General features: G+C 73.6%; 21 protein-coding genes. All 21 read right to left on the bottom strand.

The annotated features are described in order from the left end of the window. On the bottom strand, positions 1-1134 hold the full coding sequence (gene carA, locus E8D34_RS19260; protein ID WP_136595793.1) for a glutamine-hydrolyzing carbamoyl-phosphate synthase small subunit: 1134 nt from the start codon (positions 1132-1134) through the stop codon (positions 1-3). Then, positions 1131-2444: a dihydroorotase gene (locus tag E8D34_RS19255; protein WP_136595794.1), complete on the bottom strand. Its 1314-nt coding sequence runs from the start codon at positions 2442-2444 to the stop codon at positions 1131-1133. The genes carA and E8D34_RS19255 overlap by 4 nt, the downstream gene beginning before the upstream one ends. Further along, on the bottom strand, positions 2441-3376 hold the full coding sequence (locus E8D34_RS19250) for an aspartate carbamoyltransferase catalytic subunit (RefSeq protein ID WP_136595795.1): 936 nt from the start codon (positions 3374-3376) through the stop codon (positions 2441-2443). The genes E8D34_RS19255 and E8D34_RS19250 overlap by 4 nt, the downstream gene beginning before the upstream one ends. Further along, positions 3373-3993: a bifunctional pyr operon transcriptional regulator/uracil phosphoribosyltransferase PyrR gene (pyrR, locus tag E8D34_RS19245; RefSeq protein WP_136595796.1), complete on the bottom strand. Its 621-nt coding sequence runs from the start codon at positions 3991-3993 to the stop codon at positions 3373-3375. Before pyrR ends, E8D34_RS19250 begins: the two co-directional genes overlap by 4 nt. 133 nt (positions 3994-4126) lie before the next feature. Beyond that, positions 4127-5533, bottom strand: coding sequence for an NAD(P)/FAD-dependent oxidoreductase (locus E8D34_RS19240; protein WP_136595797.1), 1407 nt, complete (start codon positions 5531-5533; stop codon positions 4127-4129). An 85-nt stretch (positions 5534-5618) separates the two neighbouring features. After that, positions 5619-6377, bottom strand: a complete 759-nt coding sequence (locus E8D34_RS21180; RefSeq protein ID WP_206056772.1) for a hypothetical protein — start codon at positions 6375-6377, stop codon at positions 5619-5621. Between the two features lie 146 nt (positions 6378-6523). After that, positions 6524-6931, bottom strand: coding sequence for a transcription antitermination factor NusB (nusB, locus tag E8D34_RS19230; protein WP_136595798.1), 408 nt, complete (start codon positions 6929-6931; stop codon positions 6524-6526). 9 nt (positions 6932-6940) lie between these two features. Next, positions 6941-7504, bottom strand: a complete 564-nt coding sequence (efp, locus tag E8D34_RS19225) for an elongation factor P (protein WP_136595799.1) — start codon at positions 7502-7504, stop codon at positions 6941-6943. 201 nt (positions 7505-7705) lie between these two features. Next, positions 7706-8137: a type II 3-dehydroquinate dehydratase gene (locus E8D34_RS19220; RefSeq protein WP_136595800.1), complete on the bottom strand. Its 432-nt coding sequence runs from the start codon at positions 8135-8137 to the stop codon at positions 7706-7708. Continuing rightward, the gene (aroB, locus tag E8D34_RS19215; protein ID WP_136595801.1) at positions 8134-9255 is read right to left on the bottom strand and encodes a 3-dehydroquinate synthase; all 1122 of its coding nucleotides are present in this window, start codon (positions 9253-9255) and stop codon (positions 8134-8136) included. The genes E8D34_RS19220 and aroB overlap by 4 nt, the downstream gene beginning before the upstream one ends. Next, positions 9252-9740: a shikimate kinase gene (locus E8D34_RS19210; RefSeq protein WP_136595851.1), complete on the bottom strand. Its 489-nt coding sequence runs from the start codon at positions 9738-9740 to the stop codon at positions 9252-9254. The genes aroB and E8D34_RS19210 overlap by 4 nt, the downstream gene beginning before the upstream one ends. Before the next feature lie 41 nt (positions 9741-9781). Next, positions 9782-10960 (bottom strand): chorismate synthase, encoded by a 1179-nt coding sequence (aroC, locus tag E8D34_RS19205; RefSeq protein ID WP_136595802.1) that lies wholly within the window; start codon positions 10958-10960, stop codon positions 9782-9784. 20 nt (positions 10961-10980) lie between these two features. Beyond that, on the bottom strand, positions 10981-11688 hold the full coding sequence (locus E8D34_RS19200) for a prepilin peptidase (RefSeq protein ID WP_136595803.1): 708 nt from the start codon (positions 11686-11688) through the stop codon (positions 10981-10983). 10 nt (positions 11689-11698) lie between these two features. Continuing rightward, entirely contained in the window at positions 11699-12586 is an 888-nt protein-coding gene (locus E8D34_RS19195; protein ID WP_136595804.1) for a shikimate dehydrogenase, read from the bottom strand. Continuing rightward, on the bottom strand, positions 12586-13827 hold the full coding sequence (mltG, locus tag E8D34_RS19190) for an endolytic transglycosylase MltG (RefSeq protein WP_168929485.1): 1242 nt from the start codon (positions 13825-13827) through the stop codon (positions 12586-12588). The genes E8D34_RS19195 and mltG overlap by 1 nt, the downstream gene beginning before the upstream one ends. Continuing rightward, a complete protein-coding gene (gene ruvX / locus E8D34_RS19180) occupies positions 13820-14347 on the bottom strand; it encodes a Holliday junction resolvase RuvX (RefSeq protein WP_136595807.1) in 528 nt (175 codons plus the stop codon). The genes mltG and ruvX overlap by 8 nt, the downstream gene beginning before the upstream one ends. A gap of 18 nt (positions 14348-14365) precedes the next feature. After that, positions 14366-17044, bottom strand: coding sequence for an alanine--tRNA ligase (alaS, locus tag E8D34_RS19175; protein WP_136595808.1), 2679 nt, complete (start codon positions 17042-17044; stop codon positions 14366-14368). Then, positions 17044-17352 carry a DUF6167 family protein gene (locus E8D34_RS19170; protein ID WP_136595809.1) on the bottom strand — a complete coding sequence of 103 codons (309 nt, stop codon included), beginning with the start codon at positions 17350-17352 and terminating at the stop codon, positions 17044-17046. The genes alaS and E8D34_RS19170 overlap by 1 nt, the downstream gene beginning before the upstream one ends. Continuing rightward, positions 17349-17900 (bottom strand): hypothetical protein, encoded by a 552-nt coding sequence (locus E8D34_RS19165; protein WP_136595810.1) that lies wholly within the window; start codon positions 17898-17900, stop codon positions 17349-17351. The genes E8D34_RS19170 and E8D34_RS19165 overlap by 4 nt, the downstream gene beginning before the upstream one ends. Before the next feature lie 11 nt (positions 17901-17911). Next, the gene (locus E8D34_RS19160) at positions 17912-19264 is read right to left on the bottom strand and encodes a replication-associated recombination protein A (RefSeq protein WP_240771420.1); all 1353 of its coding nucleotides are present in this window, start codon (positions 19262-19264) and stop codon (positions 17912-17914) included. A 58-nt stretch (positions 19265-19322) separates the two neighbouring features. Beyond that, positions 19323-19674, bottom strand: a 352-nt coding sequence (locus E8D34_RS19155; RefSeq protein ID WP_346763616.1) for an oligopeptide/dipeptide ABC transporter ATP-binding protein, incomplete at its 5' end; no start/stop codon positions are given.

The following is a 19674-nucleotide window of genomic DNA, read 5'->3' as shown; positions in this document are numbered from 1 at the left end:
TCAGGCCTTTCCGTCCATCAGGTCGACGAACCGGTCGAAGAGGTACGCCGCGTCGTGCGGGCCGGCGGCGGCCTCGGGGTGGTACTGGACGGAGAAGGCCTTCAGCCCTCCGTCGGGGTCACGGAGCTCGAGGCCCTCGACCACGTCGTCGTTGAGGCAGACGTGGCTGACGGTCGCCTCGCCGTACGGCGTGGTGGTCGAGCCCTCGAGCGGGGCGTCCACGGCGAAGCCGTGGTTATGCGCGGTCACCTCGACCTTGCCGGTGGTGCGGTCGATCACCGGCTGGTTGATGCCGCGGTGGCCGTACTTGAGCTTGTACGTGCCGAAGCCGAGGGCCCGACCGAAGAGCTGGTTGCCGAAGCAGATCCCGAAGTAGGGGATCCCGGCGGCCAGCGCGCCGCGGAGCAGCTCGACCTGGCCGGTGGTCGCGGCCGGGTCGCCGGGGCCGTTGGAGAAGAACAGACCGTCGGGGGCGACCGCCTGCACCTCCTCGAGGGTGGCGGTGGCGGGCAGCACGTGCACCTCGATGCCGCGCTCGGCCATCCGGTAGGGCGTCATCGCCTTGATGCCGAGGTCGAGGGCGACGACGGTGTGCCGCTTCTCCCCCTGTGCCGGCACCACGTAGGCCTCGCCCGTGGAGACCTCTCCGGAGAGCTCGGCGCCGGCCATCTGGGCGGACGCCTTGACCCGCTCGAGCAGGGCCTGCGGGTCGGTCTCGGTGCTGGAGATGCCGGCCCGCATCGCGCCGCGCTCGCGCAGGTGGCGGGTGAGCGCGCGGGTGTCGATGCCGCTGATGCCGACGATCCCCTGGGCGACCAGCTCCTCGTCGAGGCTGCGCTCGCTGCGCCAGTTGCTGGCCCGGCGGGCGGGGTCGCGGACGACGTAGCCGGAGACCCAGATGCGGGCCGACTCGGGGTCCTCGTCGTTGACGCCGGTGTTGCCGATGTGCGGAGCGGTCATCACCACGATCTGGCGGTGGTAGGAGGGGTCGGTCAGGGTCTCCTGGTAGCCGGTCATGCCGGTGTTGAAGACGGCCTCGCCGAACGTCTCGCCGGTCGCGCCGTAGGCCTCGCCGCGGAAGACGCGGCCGTCCTCGAGGACGAGCAGCGCCTCGCCGGTGGGGGTGCCGGTCATGCCAGGTCTCCTTCCAGCACGGTCGGTACGCCGCGCAGCAGGGTCGAGTGGACGGCACCCGTGAGGGAGCGGCCGTGCCAGGGGTTGTTGCGGGACAGGGAGACCGATCGGTCGCGGTCGACGGTCACCTCCGCCGCCGGGTCGACCAGGGTCAGGTTGGCGGGCTCGCCGACCGCGATCGGCCGCCCGTGGCCGGCCAGCCCGGCGATCCGGGCCGGGGTGGTGCTCATCGCGGCAGCGACGTCGGCCCAGCCCATCTGGCCGCTCTCGACCATCACGGTGGCGACCACCGGCAGGGCGGTCTCCAGGCCGAGCATGCCGAAGGCGGCGTCGACGAAGGCGTGCTCCTTGTCGTGCCGGGCGTGCGGCGCGTGGTCGGTGGCGACGGCGTCGATGGTGCCGTCGGCCAGCGCGGCGCGCAGCGCCTGCACGTCCTCGTCGGGCCGCAGCGGCGGGTTGACCTTGAACGTCGGGTCGTAGCCGGTGAGCAGGTCCGTGGTGAGCAGCAGGTGGTGCGGCGTGACCTCGGCCGTGACGTCGATGCCCTGCGCCTTGGCCCAGCGGATCACCTCGACGCTGCCGGCGGTGGAGACGTGCGCGACGTGGACGCGGCTGCCGGTGTGCCGGGCCAGCATCACGTCGCGCGCGACGATGACCTCCTCGGCGACGCCGGGCCAGCCGGGCAGGCCGAGCCGGCCGGAGAGCTCACCCTCGTGGCAGCAGGCGCTGGGGCCGGCGAGGTCCGGGTCCTGGCTGTGCTGGCTGATCACGCCGCCGAACGCCTTGACGTACTCCAGCGCGCGGCGCATCACGCGGGCGTCGTGGACGCACTTGCCGTCGTCGGAGAAGACGCGCACCTGGGCGCGCGAGCGGGCCATCAGCCCGAGCTCCGCGAGCTCCTCGCCCGCCAGTGCCTTGGTCACCGCGCCGACCGGCTGCACGTCGACCAGGCCGACGGAGCGGCCCAGGTCGTAGACGCGCTCGGCCGCCTCGGCGGTGTCGGTGACCGGGTTGGTGTTGGCCATCGCCAGCACCGCGGTGAAGCCACCCACGGCGGCGGCGCGGGAGCCGGTCAGCACCGTCTCGGCGTCCTCGCGGCCCGGCTCGCGCAGGTGGGTGTGCAGGTCGACGAGGCCGGGCAGCAGGACCAGGCCGTCGGCGTCGATGGTCCGCGTCTCCGCGTCGGCGCTCAGCGTGCCGATCTCGCGGATCACGCCGTCGGCCACGAGCACGTCCGCGGCGTCGGCGCCGAGCAGGCGGGCGCCCTTGATCAAGTAGGGGCTGTGCTTCTCGACAGGCTGGGCACTCATGCGCTCTCCTCCCCGGTGAGCAGGTGGTACAGGACGGACATCCGGACGGCGACGCCGGCCGAGACCTGGTCGAGGACGACCGAGCGGCCCACCGCGTCGGCGGCGTCGGCCGAGATCTCCAGCCCGCGGTTCATCGGGCCGGGGTGCAGGATCGGGGTGTCGGGGCCGAGCAGCGCGAGGCGGTCGCGGGTCAGGCCGTAGCCGACGGTGTACTCCCGGGCGGTCGGGAAGTAGCCGCCGCTCATCCGCTCGCGCTGGACGCGCAGCATCATCACGGCGTCGGCCGTGGGCAGCACGCTGTCGAGGTCGTAGGAGAGGTCGAACCCGACCGACTTCGACCAGTCGCCGACACCGGCCGGCATCAGGGTCGGCGGCGCGACCACGGTGACGCTGGCGCCGAGCTTGAGCAGGCTCTTGATGTTGCTGCGGAACACCCGGCTGTGCGTCAGGTCGCCGACCAGGACGACGTGGCGGCCCTCCAGCGAGCCGAGCCGCCGGGTCAGCGTGTAGGCGTCGAGCAGCGCCTGGGTGGGGTGCTCGTGCATGCCGTCGCCGGCATTGATCACGGGCACGTCGATCCACTGGCTGATCTGGTGCGCGGCTCCGCTGGCGGAGTGGCGCACCACCAGGCCGTCGATGCCCATCGCGGTGACGGTGAGCACGGTGTCGCGCAGGCTCTCGCCCTTGCTCGCGCTGCTGCCCTTGGCGGACAGGTTGATCACGTCGGCGGAGAGCCACTTGCCGGCGATCTCGAAGCTGGACCGGGTCCGGGTGGAGTCCTCGAAGAACAGGTTGATGACCGTGCGGCCCCGCAGCGCGGGGAGCTTCTTCACGGCGCGACGCTGGACGTCGTGCATCTCGGCGGCGGTCTCGAAGATCTCCTCGATCCCGGCCGCATCCAGGTCGTCGATGCTGAGCAGGTGCCGGGTCACGCGTCTCCCCCAGTCTCCGCCGCGCGGGTCTCACCGGCGGGCTGGCCGGCGGCGATGTCGTAGATGCGGACCTCGTCGGCCCCGTCGGTCTCGTGCAGCCGCAGCCCGACCCGCTCGCTGCGGGCGGTGGGCAGGTTCTTGCCGACGAAGTCGGCGCGGATCGGGAGCTCGCGGTGACCGCGGTCGACCAGCACCGCCAGCCGGACGACGGCCGGCCGGCCCAGGTCGCTCAGCGCGTCCAGCGCGGCGCGGATGGTGCGCCCGGAGTAGAGCACGTCGTCGACGAGCACCACGGTCCTGCCGTCGATCCCGGAGGCGGGCAGGTCGGTCTTGTGCGGGGCCCGGGTCGGGTGGGAGCGGAGGTCGTCGCGGTACATCGTGACGTCCAGCGACCCGGTCGGGACCGTCGCGCCCTCGACCTCGGCGATGCGCTCGGCCAGGCGCTGGGCGAGCGGGACGCCGCGCGTGTGCAGGCCGAGGAGCAGGAGGTTCTCGGCGCCCTTGTTGCGCTCGAGGATCTCGTGCGAGATGCGGGTCAGTGCCCGGGAGATGTCACCGGCGTCGAGGACGACGCGCCCGGTGTCGAGCTGATCATGGACCTGCGGCTGGGTAGGCATGCGCCTGCCTGACCTCCTTCTCCGCCTCACGGGACGGCTCGTTAAAGGATGTCTGAACGACTCCAGACACTACCGGTTGCGGGGAGCGCGGGGCCAAACGGGCGCGCTCGCGCGTCGCGTTTCGAGGCGTGGCTCACAGCTCCGCCAGCGCGCTCTCGATCGCCCGGTGGAACGTCGGGTACGCGTAGATCATGGTGCGCAGCGTCTCGATCGGCACCTGGGCGTGCACGGCCGCCACCAGGAGGCCGATCATCTCCCCGCCGCTGGGCCCCGCGGTGGTGGCACCGACCAGCACCCCACGCCCGGCGTCGGCGACCAGCTTCACCAGGCCGCTGTTGGCGGTGCCGTCCGGTCCCGGCCCGTGGATCCAGCCGCGCGAGGACGCGGTGAGGTCGGTGCGGCCGACGGCCACCTCGAGGCCGGCGGCGCGGGCCTGCGCCTCCGTCAGGCCGACCGCACCCACCTCGGGGTCGGTGAACGTCACCCGGCTGACCGCGCGGTAGTCGGCCCACGGCCCGTCCTCGCCGCGCAGGTCCCGCAGCGCCACCGCTGCCTGGTACATCGACATGTGCGTGAAGGCGCCCTCGCCGGTGATGTCGCCGATCGCCCACAGGCCCTCGCCCGCGCGCATCCGCTCGTCGACCGTCAGGAACCGCGCGGCCGGGTCCAGCCCGACCGACTCCAGGCCCAGGTCGGCGAGGTTGCTGCGCCGCCCCGCCGCCACCAGGAGCGCCTCGCACGCCACCGTGTCGCCGTCGGTCTCGACCGAGAACACCCCGTCGGCGTGGCTGACCCGGGTCACCGTCGTACCGGCCCGGACGGTGATGCCGTCTGCGGAGAGCGCCGCGGCGACGACCTCGGCGGCCTCCGGCTCCTCCGGGCCGAGGATCCGCGGTCCGGCCTCGAGCACGGTGACCTCGACGCCGAAGCGGGCGAAGGCCTGCGCCAGCTCGCAGCCGATCGCTCCCCCGCCCAGCACGGTGAGGCGGGCCGGCAGGTCGCGGACCCGCATCGCGTCCCGGTTGGTCCAGTACGGCGTCGCGGCCAGCCCCTCGATCGGCGGCACCGCGGGATCGGTGCCGGTGTTGAGCACCACCCCGCGCCGGGCGCGCAGCGTCACCGGGCCGCGGCCGGTCTCGACGACGACCTCACCGGGGCCGGTCAGGCGCGCGGTGCCGCGGACGAACCGCGCGCCGGCCGACTCGAGCCGTTCGACGGCGACCCGGTCGTCCCAGTCGTCCGTCGCCTCCTCGCGGATCCGGCGGGCGACCGGCGCCCAGTCCGGAGCGACCTCGGCCGTGCCGGCCGTGCCGGCCACGCGACGAGCCTCGGCCAGCGTGTTGGCGGCGCGGATCATGATCTTCGACGGTATGCACCCGAAGTAGGGACACTCGCCGCCGACGAGGCGGCGGTCCACGGCGACGACCTCCAGGCCGTCCCGGGCGAGCTCGCCGGCGAGGTGCTCACCGCCCGGTCCGGTGCCGATCACGACCACGTCGACGGTCTGGGCGGGCGCCGCCGGGTCCGGGCTGTCGGGCATGACACGACAGTACGGATCGGCGATGACTCAGGCCAGAGGCGCCGAGGTGAAGCGAGGTTGGCCGTTCGTGGCGCGGCCAGCGCACCTAGTTGCCGCTGCCGGGCAGCCGGGGCAGGTGGTTCGGCGGCGCCGCCGGGGCCTTCCGCGGCTCCTCCCGCCGGGTGGCGGCCACGGTCGGGAGCACGTTGCCGGGCCGGGTGGCGCCGGTCGTCGGCACCCGCGTCGGCGTCGTCGTGGCGGTCGTGGCGGTCGTCGGCGGCGTGGTGCCGGTCGTGGCGGTCGTCGTGCCGGACGTCGGCCCCGTCGTCGGCGGGGTGATCGGCTCCGTGGTCGGCTCGGTCGTCGGCCCGGTCGTCGGCTCGGTCGTCGGCTCGGTCGTCGGCTCCGTCGTCGGCGGAGTGACCGGCTCCGTCGTCGGCTCGGTCGTCGGCTCGGTCGTCGGCGGAGTGACCGGCTCCGTCGTCGGCTCCGTCGTCGGCTCGGTCGTCGGCTCCGTGGTGACCGTGGACTCGGTCGGCGTGACCTCCTCGCACACCTCGTACTGCATGAACCACTGCCCGTTGCCGGAGCCGCCCTGCGAGACGAAGTAGGGCTCGTCGACCGCGTGCCCGCCGTGCACGGGCCCCTGAGGCTGGCCGTTCGTGAAGTTCCAGCCGTCGGCGTCCGGGGAGGGCGGCTGGTCGGTGGGGCCGCCGGTCCAGACGGCCAGGTAGACCGTGCACACCTCCTCGGCCGCCGCCGTGGGCAGGCTCCCCCGCGGGCCCACCGCACCGAGGAGCGCCGCGCCCAGCGCGACGACCACCGCGACGACGGCCGCGAGTGTGATCAGGATCCGCCTACCCACGCCCTGATACTGACCGCTCGCCGCCCGGCCGTCTACACCGTCGGCGCCGGACGGCCGGAGCGACCGGCCGCGGCATGCCGAAGCCCCGCCCGCCGGGTGGCGGACGGGGCTTCGTGACCGTGACGGGCGTCAGCCCGGGCCGGTGCTCAGACCAGGCTCTCCTTGCCGCGCTGGATCGCGCCCAGCACGCCGTTGACGAAGGCCGGCGACTCGTCGGTCGACAGGTCGGTGACCAGGCTCATCGCCTCGCTGACCGCGACCGCGTCGGGCACGTCCTCGGCGTACAGCAGCTCCCAGACACCGAGCCGGAGAACGTTGCGGTCGACCGCGGGCATCCGCTCGAGGGACCAGCCCTGCGCGAACTGGCGCAGCACCTCGTCGATCCGGGCCTGGTGGGCCACCACGCCCCGCACCAGCACCGCGGTGTAGGGGTTGGTCGGGGCGTTGCCCTCGGCGACCGCCCGCTCGAGGCCGTCCACCCCGCTCTCGCCGCGCAGGTCGGCGGCGAAGAGGAGGTCCAAGGCCCGCTTGCGGGCCTTCGTACGTGCGCTCATCGGGTCCGATCAGCCCTTGACGCGGCCGAGGTAGGAGGAGTCGCGGGTGTCGACCTTGACCTTCTCGCCCTGCTCGACGAAGAGCGGCACCTGGATCTCGTGGCCGGTCTCGACGGTGGCGGGCTTGGTGCGGCCGGTGGCGGAGTCGCCGACCACGCCGGGCTCGGTGTAGGTGATCACGAGCTCGACGGAGGCGGGGAGCTCGATGAAGAGGACGCGGCCCTCGTTCATCGCCACGATCGCCTCGGCGTTCTCCAGCAGGAAGTTCTTCGCGTCGCCGACGATCTCGGGGGTGACCTCGATCTGGTCGTAGGTGTCGGTGTCCATGAAGACGTAGTTCGTACCGTCGTTGTAGAGGTACTGGTACGTGCGGCGGTCGACCGTGGCGGTCTCGACCTTGGTGCCGGCGTTGAAGGTCTTGTCGACGTTCTTGCCCGACTCCACGTTCTTGATCTTGGTGCGCACGAACGCCGGGCCCTTGCCGGGCTTCACGTGCTGGAACTCGACCACCTGCCAGAGCTGGCCGTCGATCTTCAGCACCATGCCGTTCTTCAGGTCGTTCGTGGTTGCCATGCGTTCGTCTTCTCCGATGCAGGGATGGGCGATGTCAAAGGTGCGTGCCGCACGGGGTCGGGCCCGGGGCGCGCGCGTGGGCCCGCACGCGAGCCAGCGAGCAAGTCTAGTCCGCTGAACCTGGATCCACCGATTCTCGGCTGCTACGCGGCGATCGGTGGATCCGGGCGGGGCCGGGATCCACCGGTTCGCCGGCCCCGGTCAGCCGGCCGCGAGGAACTCGAGCGCCTGCCGGTAGCCGTCGATGCCCTGCCCCGCGATCACGGTCGCCGCGTGCGGGGTGACCACCGAGGTGTGCCGGAACACCTCGGGACGCTGCCCCGGGTCGGAGATGTGCACCTCGACCAGCGGCGCGACGAGCTGCGCGCAGGCGTCGTAGAGGGCGTAGGAGTAGTGCGTCCAGGCGGCGGCGTTGAGCACCACCGGCGTCTGCTCGTCGGCGGCGTCGTTGAGCCAGTCCAGGAGGTCGCCCTCGTGGTTGGTCTGCCGGACCTCGACCTCGAGCCCGAGCTCGGCGCCCCAGCCCTCGCAGAGCTCGGCGAGCTCGTCGTACGTCGTGGCACCGTAGATCTCCGGCTGGCGCCGGCCCAGGCGACCCAGGTTGGGACCGTTGAGCACCAGCACCCGGGTCACCGGGACACCGCCTCGAACGCGGCCCGGAGGTCGTCCTCCGACGGCCCGGCGAGCACGACCGGACGGGCGAGGTCCTCGAGGACCACGAACCGGATCACCGATCCGCGGGCCTTCTTGTCGACCGCCATCGCGGACAGCAGCTCCTCGAACGTCGCCTCCCCGCCGTACGACGTGGGCAGGCCCACGCGGGCCAGCACGCTGCGGTGCCGCTCGACCACGGCGGCGTCCAGTCCGCCGGTGCGGGCGGCCAGCTCGGCGACGTAGACGCACCCGATCGCCACAGCCTCGCCGTGGCGCAGCGCGTAGCCGGAGGCCCGCTCGATGGCGTGCCCGAGCGTGTGCCCGTAGTTGAGCGTCTCGCGCCCCGGGTGGGCCGCGCCGGCGGCTCCAGCGGTCTCCTTCAGGTCGCCGGCGACGACGTCGGCCTTGACCCGGATGGCGCGCTCGACCAGCTCGCGCAGCGCCGGGGAGTCGGCGGTGAGGTCGGCTGGATCGGTCGCCTCGACCAGGTCGAGGATCGCGGGATCGGCGATGAAGCCGGCCTTGATCACCTCGGCCAGTCCGGAGACGAGCTCCTCACGCGGGAGCGTGTCCAGCAGGGCGAGGTCGCAGAGCACGCCGACGGGCTCGTGGAAGGAGCCGACCAGGTTCTTGCCGACATCGGTGTTGATGCCGGTCTTGCCGCCGACCGCGGCGTCGACCATCGCGAGCAGCGTGGTCGGCACGTGCACCACGGCGACCCCGCGCAGCCAGGTGGCCGCCACGAAGCCGCCCAGGTCGGTGGTGGCACCCCCGCCGAGGGTGACCACCACGTCGGAGCGGGTGAACCCCTCCTCGCCGAGCGCGTCCCAGCAGGCCGAGGCCGTCTCGGCGGTCTTGGCCTCCTCCCCGTCGGGGATCTGCAGCACCGTGACGTCGTACTCCTCGGCGAGCGCCGGATAGGCGTCCAGCACCCGGTCGAGCAGGCCCTCGAGCGACTCCGGGCAGACGACGGCGACGCGCTGCGCGCCGGCAGGCAGCAGCGCGGGCAGCCGGTCGAGCGCGCCGTGACCGACCAGCACGTCGTACGGCGCGGCGGTGGCGACGGTGATGGTGGTCGGCGCGGGGTGGGTGCTCACCGGGCGATCAGCTCCTGGATCTCGCGGGCCACGTCCTGCGGATCGCGGCCGTCGGTGTCGACGGTGTGGGAGGCGACGGAGTCGTAGACCGGGGTGCGCTCCTCGAGCAGCGCCTTGATCCGGCCACGGACGTTGCCGAGCAGCAGCGGCCGGGAGGTGCCCAGGCCGACCCGCTTCACCGCGTCGGCCAGGCCGACCCGGAGGAACACCACGGCTCCGCCGGCGGCACGGTAGTCGGCGAGCAGCGCCCGGGTGCCGGGGTCGAGCACCGCTCCCCCGCCGAGCGAGAGAACGCCGTCGTGGTCGGCGAGCGCGGTCGCGACGGCAGCGCGCTCGAGCTCGCGGAACCGCTCCTCGCCGTCGCTGACGAAGATGTCGGCGACGCTCCGGCCGGCGCTCGTCTCTACGTCGGTGTCGGTGTCGCGGCCGGTGACGCCGAACGCCGAGGCGAGCAGCGCGCCGACGGTCGACTTGCCGGCGCCCATCGGGCCGACCAGGACGACCAGCGGCTGTCGGCCGGCCTGGCTCACCGGTACCTCAGCGCGTCCAGGTACCCCTGGGCGTTTCGCCGCGTCTCGGCCACCGAGTCGCCGCCGAACTTCTCGATCACCGCGTCGGCCAGGACCAGGGCGACCATCGCCTCGGCCACGATGCCGGCCGCCGGGACCGCGCAGACATCCGAGCGCTGGTGGTGCGCGACGGACTCCTCGCCGGTGGCCAGGTCCACGGTGCGCAGGGCGCGCGGCACCGTGGCGATGGGCTTCATGGCGGCCCGGACCCGCAGCACCTCGCCGGTGGTCATGCCGCCCTCGGTGCCGCCGGAGCGGCCGGAGACCCGGCGCAGCCCCTCGTCGGTGGGGACGATCTCGTCGTGGGCCAGCGAGCCGGGCGTGGCGGCGAGCTCGAAGCCGTCGCCGACCTCGACCCCCTTGATCGCCTGGATGCCCATCAGCGCGCCGGCCAGGCGGGCGTCGAGGCGCCGGTCCCAGTGCACGTGCGAGCCGAGACCCGGCGGAAGGCCGTGCACGACGACCTCGACGACGCCGCCGAGGGTGTCGCCGTCCTTGTGGGCCTGGTCGATCCGCTCGACCATCGCCTTCGAACCGTCGGCGTCGAAGCAGCGCACCGGGTCCTCGTCGAGCCGCGCGACGTCGTCGAGGGTGGGCAGCTCGGTGCCCGGGGTGCGCACCCCGCCGATCTCCAGCACGTGCGAGACGACCGTGGCGCCCACGGTCTGCGCCAGGAAGTTGCTGGCCACCCGACCGAGGGCGACCCGGGCGGCGGTCTCGCGGGCGGAGGCGCGCTCCAGGATCGGGCGGGCGTCCTCGAAGTCGTACTTCTGCATGCCGGCGAGGTCCGCGTGGCCGGGCCGGGGCCGGGTCAGCGGGGCGTTGCGGGCCAGCGAGGCCAGCTCCTCGGGGTCGACCGGGTCGGCGGCCATCACCTTCTCCCAGCGGGGCCACTCGGTGTTGCCGACCTCGATGGCGACCGGGCCGCCCTGGGACTCGCCGTGGCGGACGCCGCCGATGATCCGGACCTCGTCGGCCTCGAACTTCATCCGGGCGCCGCGTCCGTAGCCGAGGCGTCGGCGGGCGAGGGAGTCGGCGATGTCATCGGTCGTGATCTCCACGTGGGCCGGGAGGCCCTCCAGGATCGCGACGAGCGAGGGTCCGTGGGACTCCCCGGCAGTCAACCAGCGCAGCATGGGAGGAGTCTCCCACGGTGTCAGCCGGGGATCGGGACCTGTCCCAGGAGCACGCCGGCGAGCGCGCCCAGCGCGAGGAACGGACCGAACGGGATGTGGCGCCTGATGGCGTTGCCCGCGCGACGCAGCGGCAGCAGCGCCACCGCGCCGAGCACCGCCGCCGCGAGCACCGACGCCACCACCGTCGGTACGCCGAACGGCCCGAGACCCAGCCCGAGCAGCGCGCCGAGGCGAACGTCGCCGAACGCCATGATCCGCGGGCTGGCCAGCCACAGCAGGCCGTAGTAGCCGCCCAGGCCGAGGAACCCCACCGCCCCGGCGACCAGCACCTCGGGCCGTCCGACGGCGGCGGCGCCCACCGCGACCAGGACCGCGACGATCGCGGCGGTGGGCCAGATCAGGCGCGAGGGGAGGTACCAGGTCACGTAGTCGACGACGGCCAGGGCACAGCAGACCGGCACCAGGACCAGCAGCCAGGTCAAGGCCCAGCTCCACCCGACGACGCCGCCGAGGAGCCCCGCGGCGAGCGTGCACGCGGCCGCGCAACCCCACGCCAGCCGTGGGCGCGAGGCGAGCTCGGCGTAGGGCACCTTGGCCGGGAAGTCGCCGGGATCCTCGTCCGGATCCGGCTCGGGCTCCGGCAGCGCGGCGATCATCCGCGGGACCAGCGTCCCACCGAACGTCCCCGCGGCGGCGCAGAGGGCCGCGGCCCCCAGGTGCCACTCCACGCCCGGCAACCTACTGTGCCGCGGCGCGGCCCGCGGCCCGTTCGGCGAGAGCGCTCTCGCCGGCGGCGCGCATCGCGGCGCGCGGCGCGGCCCGCCCGGTGAAGGCCTCGAACTGCAGGTAGGCCTGGTGCAGCAGCAGGTCCAGGCCCGAGACCAGCGCGCCGCCGGCCGCCGCGGCCAACGGCGTCGGCCACGGGTCGTAGAGCACCTCGAAGAGCACCGGCGCGTCCGCGAACCGCGCGACCAGGGCCGGCTCCTGCGCCGCCGCCGGGATGGTGGAGACCACCACCTCGGCGGCGCCCCGGTCGCACCCGGCGAGGTCGGCGTGGGTCACCTCGGGGCGCCCCGGGTGCGCCGCGATGGCGGCCAGCGTCGGCGTGGCACGCCCGGCGTCACGGGCGGCCACCACGATCCGGCGAGCGCCGAGCTCGGCCAGCGCCAGGCCGGTGGAGGCCGCGGTCGCTCCCGCGCCGAGGATCACCGCGGTGTGCACCGGGCCGTCGTAGCGCTCGCGGATCGCAGCCACCGCGCCGGGCAGGTCGGTGTTGTCGGCTGCCCAGTCGGTCCCGTCGATGCGGAGCAGCGTGTTGGCGCCGCCGGCCAGCCGCGCCCGGTCGGTGCTGCTCGCGGCCAGCTCGAGCGCCTCGCGCTTGAGCGGCGCGGTGACCGACAGGCCACGCCAGTCGGGTCCGAGGCCGGCGAGCACCGCGGCCAGACCGCCCGCGGGCACCCGCACCGCGTCGTACGACGCGGAGAGGCCGAGGGCGGCGTAGCCGGCGCGGTGCAGGGTCGGCGACAGCGAGTGCGCGACCGGGTCCCCCAGCACCGCGCAGCGCGGAACGACCGGTCCGCCCCCGCGCTCCGCCCCGGGGTCCGACACGGGGTCAGGCGCCGGCATCAGCAGTCGTCACTGGTCTGGCAGTACTCCTGGACCCGCGCGACGTTGGCCTGGTGCTCGGAGTAGCTGGTCGCGAACAGCGTGCCGCCGTTCTCGAAGTCCGCCACGAAGTAGAGCCAGTCGCCGTCGGCGGGTCGCAGCGCGGCACGGATCGTCTGCCGTCCGGGCGAGCCGATCGGTCCCGGCGGCAGGCCCGGGTGCTGGTAGGTGTTGTAGAGCGAGTCACTCGCCCGCTCCTCGGCGGTCGTCCACGGGTCGCCGTCGCGCTTGCTGACGTAGGCCACCGTGGAGTCCATCTGGAGCGGCATGCCCATCTCCAGGCGGTTGTAGATCACCCGGGCCACCTTGGGGTAGTCCTGAGCCCGGTTGACCTCGAGCTCGAGGATGCTGGCCACCGTCATCAGCTCGTGCGCGCTCAGGCCGAGCGCACGCGCACCGGCGGGCACCTCCAGCTCCTTCTCCACCGACGCGGTCAGGTCGACCATCTCGCTGAGCAGCGCCCGCGGCGTGAGGTCGTCGGGCAGCTCGTAGGTCGCCGGGAAGAGGTAGCCCTCGGGGTTGCCCTCCGCCTCGGCCGGCAGCCCGATCTTCGACGGGGACTTCAGCAGCGCGGTGAGCTGGGACTTCTTGAAGTCGGACTTGGCGACGATCGCGTCGACGATCTGGCTGAGGCGGGAGCCCTCGGGGATCGTGACGGTCTTGGTGGCCCGCATGTTGCCGGGGTCCACCAGGTAGGCGACGGCGTCCGCGGCCGCCATCTGCTTCCTCATCACGTAGGTGCCGGCCTGGATGCCCTGCGCCTTGGAGTTCTCCGCGGCGGCGTCGACGAACGCGTCGCCGGAGGCCACCACGTCGAGGTCCGCGAGCTCGGAGCCCATCGAGCGGAGGGTCTGGCCGGGGTCGATCACCACGGTGACCTTGCCGCTGCCCGGACCGGGGTAGTCCTCCGGGCCGGCGAACATCGACCGGACCGAGTCGAAGGCGCGCGGCAGGAAGATCGCCGCCAGCAGCGCGAACACCGCGGTCACCACGAGGATCGGCACGCAGCCGGAGCGGCCGCGCCCGGCGAAGCCGCCGCGGCGCGGGGACCGGACAGCCCGCCGCCCGCCGCGCTCGGCCCGGCGTCCGCCAGGGGCCGTCGGCACCGCCGCCGGCGCCGCCCCCGACGGGAAGGTCGACGGGGAGGCGGGCGGGGAGGCGGGCGGGAGGGCCGGCGCCGGGGCGCCGTCTGCGTCACTCATGGGTCTCCTCGGAGTCGCCGGTCCTCCCGGCAGGGCTGTCGTCTCGCTCGCCGTCCGGGTCCGAGTGTCCCGGCGTTGCGACCAGCTCCCCCGGAGGGTTCCCGGTCGCGCGCTCGGTGTCCAGCGCGTGCTGCAGGATCACGACCGCGGCCGCCTGGTCGATGATCGCGCGCCGCTTCTGTCCCTTGCGCTGGTCGCGCAGCATAGCCTCGGCGGTGACCGTGGTGAGCCGCTCGTCGACCAAGCGGACCGCCACCGGCGCGATGCGCGCCGCGAGCCGAGCCGCCAGCTCGCGGACCTTGACGGCTGCGGGCCCCTCGGCACCGGAGAGCGACCGGGGAAGCCCGACGACGACCTCCACGGCCTCCTCGCTCGCCACCAGCTGGGCGATCCGGCGCAGGTCGCCCTTCCCGCGGCGCACCGTCTCGACCGGGGTCGCGATCATCCCGGAGGGGTCGCAGCGGGCCACGCCGATCCGGGCGTCGCCCGGATCGACGCCGAGGCGTACGCCGTACCTCACCTGCGCTCGATCCCGTGCTCAGACGCCCGCGACGGCGGCCGTCACCGCGGCCAGGGCCTCGTCGATCCGGGAGACGTCGGAGCCACCGCCCTGGGCCATGTCGGCCTTGCCGCCGCCGCGACCGTCGATGAACGGCGCCACCGCACGGACCAGCTCGCCGGCGGCCAGGCCGCGGGCCTGGGCCGCCTCGTTCAGGGCCGCCACCACGGCGGCCTTGCCGTCGGCGACGCCGATCAGGACCACCACGGCGGGTGCGTCCCCGGGGAGCCGGCCCCGGACGTCGGTCGCGAGCGTGCGCACGTCGCCGCCGGCGGCGCCGTCGAGGCGCTGGGCCACGACCTGCACGCCGTTGACGTCGACCGCACCCGCGGCCAGCCCGGCGCCGCCGGAGAGCAGTTGCGCCAGCCGGATCCTCTCCAGCTCCTTCTCGGTCTGCTTGAGCCGGTCGAGCAGGTCGCCCACGCGGCCGACGAGGTCACCGGACTGGACCTTGAGCAGCGTGTTGAGCTGGTTCACCACGTCCCGCTCGCGGGCCAGGTAGGCGAAGCCCTCCACGCCGGTGAGCGCCTCGATCCGGCGGTTGCCGGAGCCGACGCTGGCCTCGCCGGTCACCACGATGGTGCCGATCTGGCTGGAGTGCTCGACGTGGGTGCCGCCGCAGAGCTCGCGCGACCAGGGGCCGCCGATCTCGACGACGCGGACCTTCGACTCGTCGTACGTCTCGCCGAAGAGTGCGATCGCGCCCCACTCCTTGGCCTCGGGCAGGGTCATGTAGTCCCAGGAGACGGCGAGGTCGGCCCGCAGGGCGTTGTTGGCGACCTCCTCGATCTCCTTGACCTGGCCCTCGGGGAGCGCCTGCGTCCAGCCGAAGTCGAGACGCAGGTAGCCGGGGCGGTTGTAGGAACCCGCCTGGAGCGCGGTGGGGCCGAGCACCTCGCGCAGGGCCGCGTGCACCACGTGGGTGCCGGAGTGCGCCTGGCGGGCGCCGAGGCGCCACTGCGGGTCGACCCGGGCGTGCAGCAGCGACGCATCCGCGGGCAGCTCGCCGTCGACGACCCGGACCTGGTGGACCACGAGCCCGCGGACCGGGCGCTGGACGTCGAGCACCTCGAGCGTGCCGCCGGCGAACTCGATGACGCCGGCGTCGGCGGCCTGGCCGCCGGACTCGGCGTAGAAGGGGGTGCGGTCCAGCACCAGCTCGCCGATCTCGCCGCCGGCGAGCACCGGCACCGCAACACCCTCCTTGAGCAGCGCGAGCGGCGTGGACTCGGTCTCCAGCGTCTCGTAGGCCAGCCACTGGGTGGGGCCGTTGGCGTCCAGGATCCCGCGGTAGACGCCCGTGTCGGCGTGCTGCCCCTTCTTGGCGCGGGCGTCGGCCTTGGCCCGCTCGCGCTGCTCGGTCATCAGCTGCCGGAAGCCGGCCTCGTCGACGTCGAGCCCCGCCTCCGAGGCCATCTCCAGCGTCAGGTCGATCGGGAAGCCGTAGGTGTCGTGCAGCGCGAACGCCTTCTCACCGGGGATGGTGGCGGCGCCGGCCTTCTTCACCTCGCCCGCGGCGAGGTCGAAGATCTGCGTGCCCGAGGCGAGCGTCTTGCGGAACGCGTCCTCCTCGGCGAACGCGACCCGCGCGATCCGGTCCCAGTCGGTGTGCAGGTCGGTGTAGGTCTCGCCCATCCTGTCGCGCGAGACCGGCATCAGCTCGGGCAGCGCGCGGTCGCCGTACCCGAGCAGGCGCATGTTGCGGATCGCGCGGCGCAGCAGGCGGCGCAGCACGTAGCCGCGGCCCTCGTTGCCGGGCGTGACGCCGTCGCTGATCAGCATCATCGACGAGCGCACGTGGTCGGCCACGACGCGGAACCGGACGTCGTCGGGGTAGGCGGCGCCGTACTTCTTGCCCGACAGCTCCTCGGCCTTCTCGATGACCGGGTACATCACGTCGGTCTCGTACATGTTCGCCTTGCCCTGGAGCAGGTAGGCGACGCGCTCGAGGCCCATGCCGGTGTCGATGTTCTTCTTGGGGAGCTGGCCGGCGATGTCGAAGTCCGACTTCGATCGGACCGCGGAGAGCTCGTCCTGCATGAAGACGAGGTTCCAGAACTCGAGGTAGCGGTCGCCCGCGTCCCAGTCACGGTCGGCGCCGAACTCGGGGCCGCGGTCGATCAGGATCTCCGAGCACGGGCCGCCCGGTCCGGGGATGCCCATCGACCAGTAGTTCTCCTTGGCCGGCAGCCGGACGATCCGGTCGTCGGGCAGGCCGGTGACCTTCTTCCAGATCGCCACCGCCTCGTCGTCGCCGTCCAGGACGCTCGGGTAGAGGACCGACTCGTCGAAGCCGAAGCCGCCCTGGTCCTGGGAGCGCGTGACCAGCTCCCAGGCGAACTCGACGGCGCCCTCCTTGAAGTAGTCGCCGAAGGAGAAGTTGCCGCACATCTCGAAGAAGGTGCCGTGCCGGGTGGTCTTGCCGACCTCCTCGATGTCCGGCGTGCGGATGCACTTCTGAACGCTGGTGGCGCGCGCGTACGGCGGCGTCTCCTGACCCAGGAAGTAGGGCTTGAAGGGCACCATGCCGGCGTTGACGAACAACAGGTTGGGGTCGTCGAGCAGCAGGGAGGCGGAGGGAACGACCGTGTGCCCCCGCTCCTCGAAGTGGGCGAGGAACCGCCGGCGGATCTCGGCGGTGCTCAGGTAGCCCGTCATCAGTCGTTGCCTCTCTCAGGTGCTTCGTTGGGTCGTGCCAGTGCTGGGGTGGGGTGCGGTGCCGCGGTCAGCTCGCCCGGCCCGTCGGCCCCGGCGCTCGCGAGCCGGTAGCGCTCGCGCAGGTCCGCCTCGGCGTGCACGCGGCCCTGCTCCAGCTCCTCGCGGAACATCCGGGCCCCCACGAAGGCGGCGCCGACACGGTCGCGCATCCCGTCGACCGTGAACGCCTCGAGGACGCGGCGGACACGGACCACGCCGTAGACGCCGGCGGCCACACCGGCGCCGAACCAGATCCCACGGCCCATCATGTCGGCTCCATCCCCGCCCGCTGCCGGGCCTCGTACTCGCGGCGGGCCTGCCGCAGGTCGGTGCGTCGCTGCTTCCGGGCCCGCTTGACCTCGCGCCTCATCTCGAAGCGGATCCGGTTGCGGACCTCCGGCGAGAGCGCCCGTCGCAGGCCGGCGGCCAGCGCGGCGGTCTTGATCACCGACTCGCGCAGCACGATGTCGGCGAAGACCGGAGCGGGCACCACCGGCGCCGGCTCGCGGTGCTCCTGGCCGAGCGCGGTGATCAGGTACTCCCGGTCGTCCGCGACGGCCGGCACCTGGCCGCCATCGGCTGCGGCCCGGGTCGCCCGCTCGGCCCGCGCCGTCTGGGCCCCCAGCTGTTCCTCGATCCGGACCAGCTGGCGCCGCAGCTCCTCGGCGTCGGCTGCCGCCTGCGCGAGCAGCTCGGTGGTCCTCCTCCGCTCCCGCCCGATCCCACGCGCCAACACGCTCACGGCGAGGGCCAGGCCGACGAGGGCGAGCAGCGCCAGGGCGGCCAGCCAGTACGGCAGCGAGAGGTCGGGGGTCACGGGGGACAAGACTATCGGCCGCGAATGATGGAGCGGATCCGCTCCCACCGCTGCTTGATCTGCGCCTCCGCACCGAGCTCGGTCGGACGGTAGTAGCGGGCGTCGGCGACCGCGTCGGGCGCGTACTGCTGGGTGGCGATCCCGTACGGCGCGTCGTGGCTGTACCGGTACCCCTCACCGTGGCCGATCTTCTTGGCGCCGGCGTAGTGGGCGTCGCGCAGGTGCGGCGGCACGGCGCCGATCTTCCCGGCCCGCACGTCGCGCAGCGCCTCGTCGACCGCCAGGTACACCGCGTTCGACTTGGGCGCCACCGCGAGCGCGACCACGGCCTGGGCCAGGGTGATCCGCCCCTCGGGCAGTCCGATGAGCTGGACCGCCTGGGCGGCGGCGACGGCGGTCTGCAACGCCGTCGGGTCGGCCAGTCCGATGTCCTCGCTGGCCGAGATGATCAGCCGGCGCGCGATGAACCGGGGGTCCTCCCCCGCCTCGAGCATCCGCGCCAGATAGTGCAGGGCGGCGTCGGCGTCCGAGCCGCGGATCGACTTGATGAACGCGCTGATCACGTCGTAGTGCTGGTCGCCGTCGCGGTCGTAGCGGACCGCGGCCTGGTCGGCGGCGGCCTCCGCGGTGGACAGGTCGATCACCACCCGGCCGTCCCCGTCCGTGTCGCCGGCCAACGAGGCGGCGCCGGCGGCCGCCTCGAGATAGGTCAGCGAGCGGCGCGCGTCGCCGCCGGCGAGTCGGACCAGGTGGTCGCGGGCCTCGTCGTCGAGGCGGTAGGCGTCCGCCAGGCCGCGCGGGTCGCTGACCGCGTTCGCCAGCACCGCCCGGATCCCGTCGTCGTCCAGCGACTCCAGGCGCAGCAGCAGGCTGCGCGAGAGCAGCGGCGAGATGACGCTGAAGGACGGGTTCTCGGTGGTCGCGGCGACCAGGGTCACCCAGCGGTTCTCCACGCCCGGCAGCAGCGCGTCCTGCTGGGCCTTCGAGAAGCGGTGCACCTCGTCGACGAAGAGGACCGTCTCCTCGCCCGTCGCGACCAGCGTGGCGCGGGCCGAGTCGATGGCGGCCCGGACCTCCTTGACGCCGGCCTGCACCGCGGAGATCTCCACGAAGCGACGGCCGGTCTGCCGGCTGACGATGGAGGCGATGGTCGTCTTGCCGGTGCCGGGCGGCCCCCAGAGCAGCAGCGACAAGGAGCGGTCCCCGTCGACCAGCTGCCGTAGCGGCGAGCCCGGGGCGCGCAGCTGCGGCTGCCCGACCAGCTCGTCCAGGGAACGCGGACGCATCCGCACCGCCAGCGGTGCGGATGCGTGGGTGGCGTCGCTCAGCGAACCGCCCGTGCCGGCGCGACGGCCTCCGGCGATCTCCTCGCCGAAGAGGCCGTCGCTCGCGTCAGCCTCGGCCACTCAGTCAACCAACCCGTCAGCCTCGGCCGATCGTCTTCGCGTCCAGGTCGAACCAGGTGTCGGCGTAGCCGGGCCCGTCGACCAGGTCCGAGCTCGGGGTAGCACCCGGGTCCGGCTGGCCGTGGGCGTCGACGCCCAGCAGCCGCGCGGTCACCGGCTGCTGCGGTGCCTCGCCGAGCCGCGCCGGGAAGTGGCACGCGACCTTGTGGCGCTTGCCGATCTGCAGCAGAGGCGGCTCGTGCTTGGCGCAGATCTCCTGGGCGATCGGGCACCGGGTCCGGAACCGGCAGCCCGAGGGCGGGTCGATCGGGCTGGGGACGTCGCCGGTGAGCTGGATCCGCTCGCGCCGACCACCGGTGACCGCCTGG

This window comes from Nocardioides sp. GY 10113, assembly GCF_004919105.1.
Lineage (GTDB): Bacteria > Actinomycetota > Actinomycetes > Propionibacteriales > Nocardioidaceae > Nocardioides.
The sequence above is the reverse complement of the archived record's forward strand: the minus strand, read 5'-3'. Positions and strand labels throughout refer to the sequence as shown.

Excerpts from the sequence above, each read along its gene's own strand:
- pyrR (WP_136595796.1), bottom strand. The coding sequence starts at position 3,993 with ATGCCTACCCAGCCGCAGGTCCATGATCAGCTCGACACCGGGCGCGTC.
- E8D34_RS19210 (WP_136595851.1), bottom strand. The coding sequence starts at position 9,740 with ATGGGCGCCGGCAAGTCGACCGTCGGCGCGCTGCTCGCCTCGGCGTTC.
- E8D34_RS19240 (WP_136595797.1), bottom strand. The coding sequence starts at position 5,533 with ATGCCCGACAGCCCGGACCCGGCGGCGCCCGCCCAGACCGTCGACGTG.
- efp (WP_136595799.1), bottom strand. The coding sequence starts at position 7,504 with ATGGCAACCACGAACGACCTGAAGAACGGCATGGTGCTGAAGATCGAC.
- E8D34_RS19170 (WP_136595809.1), bottom strand. The coding sequence starts at position 17,352 with ATGATGGGCCGTGGGATCTGGTTCGGCGCCGGTGTGGCCGCCGGCGTC.
- nusB (WP_136595798.1), bottom strand. The coding sequence starts at position 6,931 with ATGAGCGCACGTACGAAGGCCCGCAAGCGGGCCTTGGACCTCCTCTTC.
- aroC (WP_136595802.1), bottom strand. The coding sequence starts at position 10,960 with ATGCTGCGCTGGTTGACTGCCGGGGAGTCCCACGGACCCTCGCTCGTC.
- alaS (WP_136595808.1), bottom strand. The coding sequence starts at position 17,044 with ATGACGGGCTACCTGAGCACCGCCGAGATCCGCCGGCGGTTCCTCGCC.
- E8D34_RS19195 (WP_136595804.1), bottom strand. The coding sequence starts at position 12,586 with ATGCCGGCGCCTGACCCCGTGTCGGACCCCGGGGCGGAGCGCGGGGGC.
- E8D34_RS19255 (WP_136595794.1), bottom strand. The coding sequence starts at position 2,444 with ATGAGTGCCCAGCCTGTCGAGAAGCACAGCCCCTACTTGATCAAGGGC.
- carA (WP_136595793.1), bottom strand. The coding sequence starts at position 1,134 with ATGACCGGCACCCCCACCGGCGAGGCGCTGCTCGTCCTCGAGGACGGC.
- mltG (WP_168929485.1), bottom strand. The coding sequence starts at position 13,827 with ATGAGTGACGCAGACGGCGCCCCGGCGCCGGCCCTCCCGCCCGCCTCC.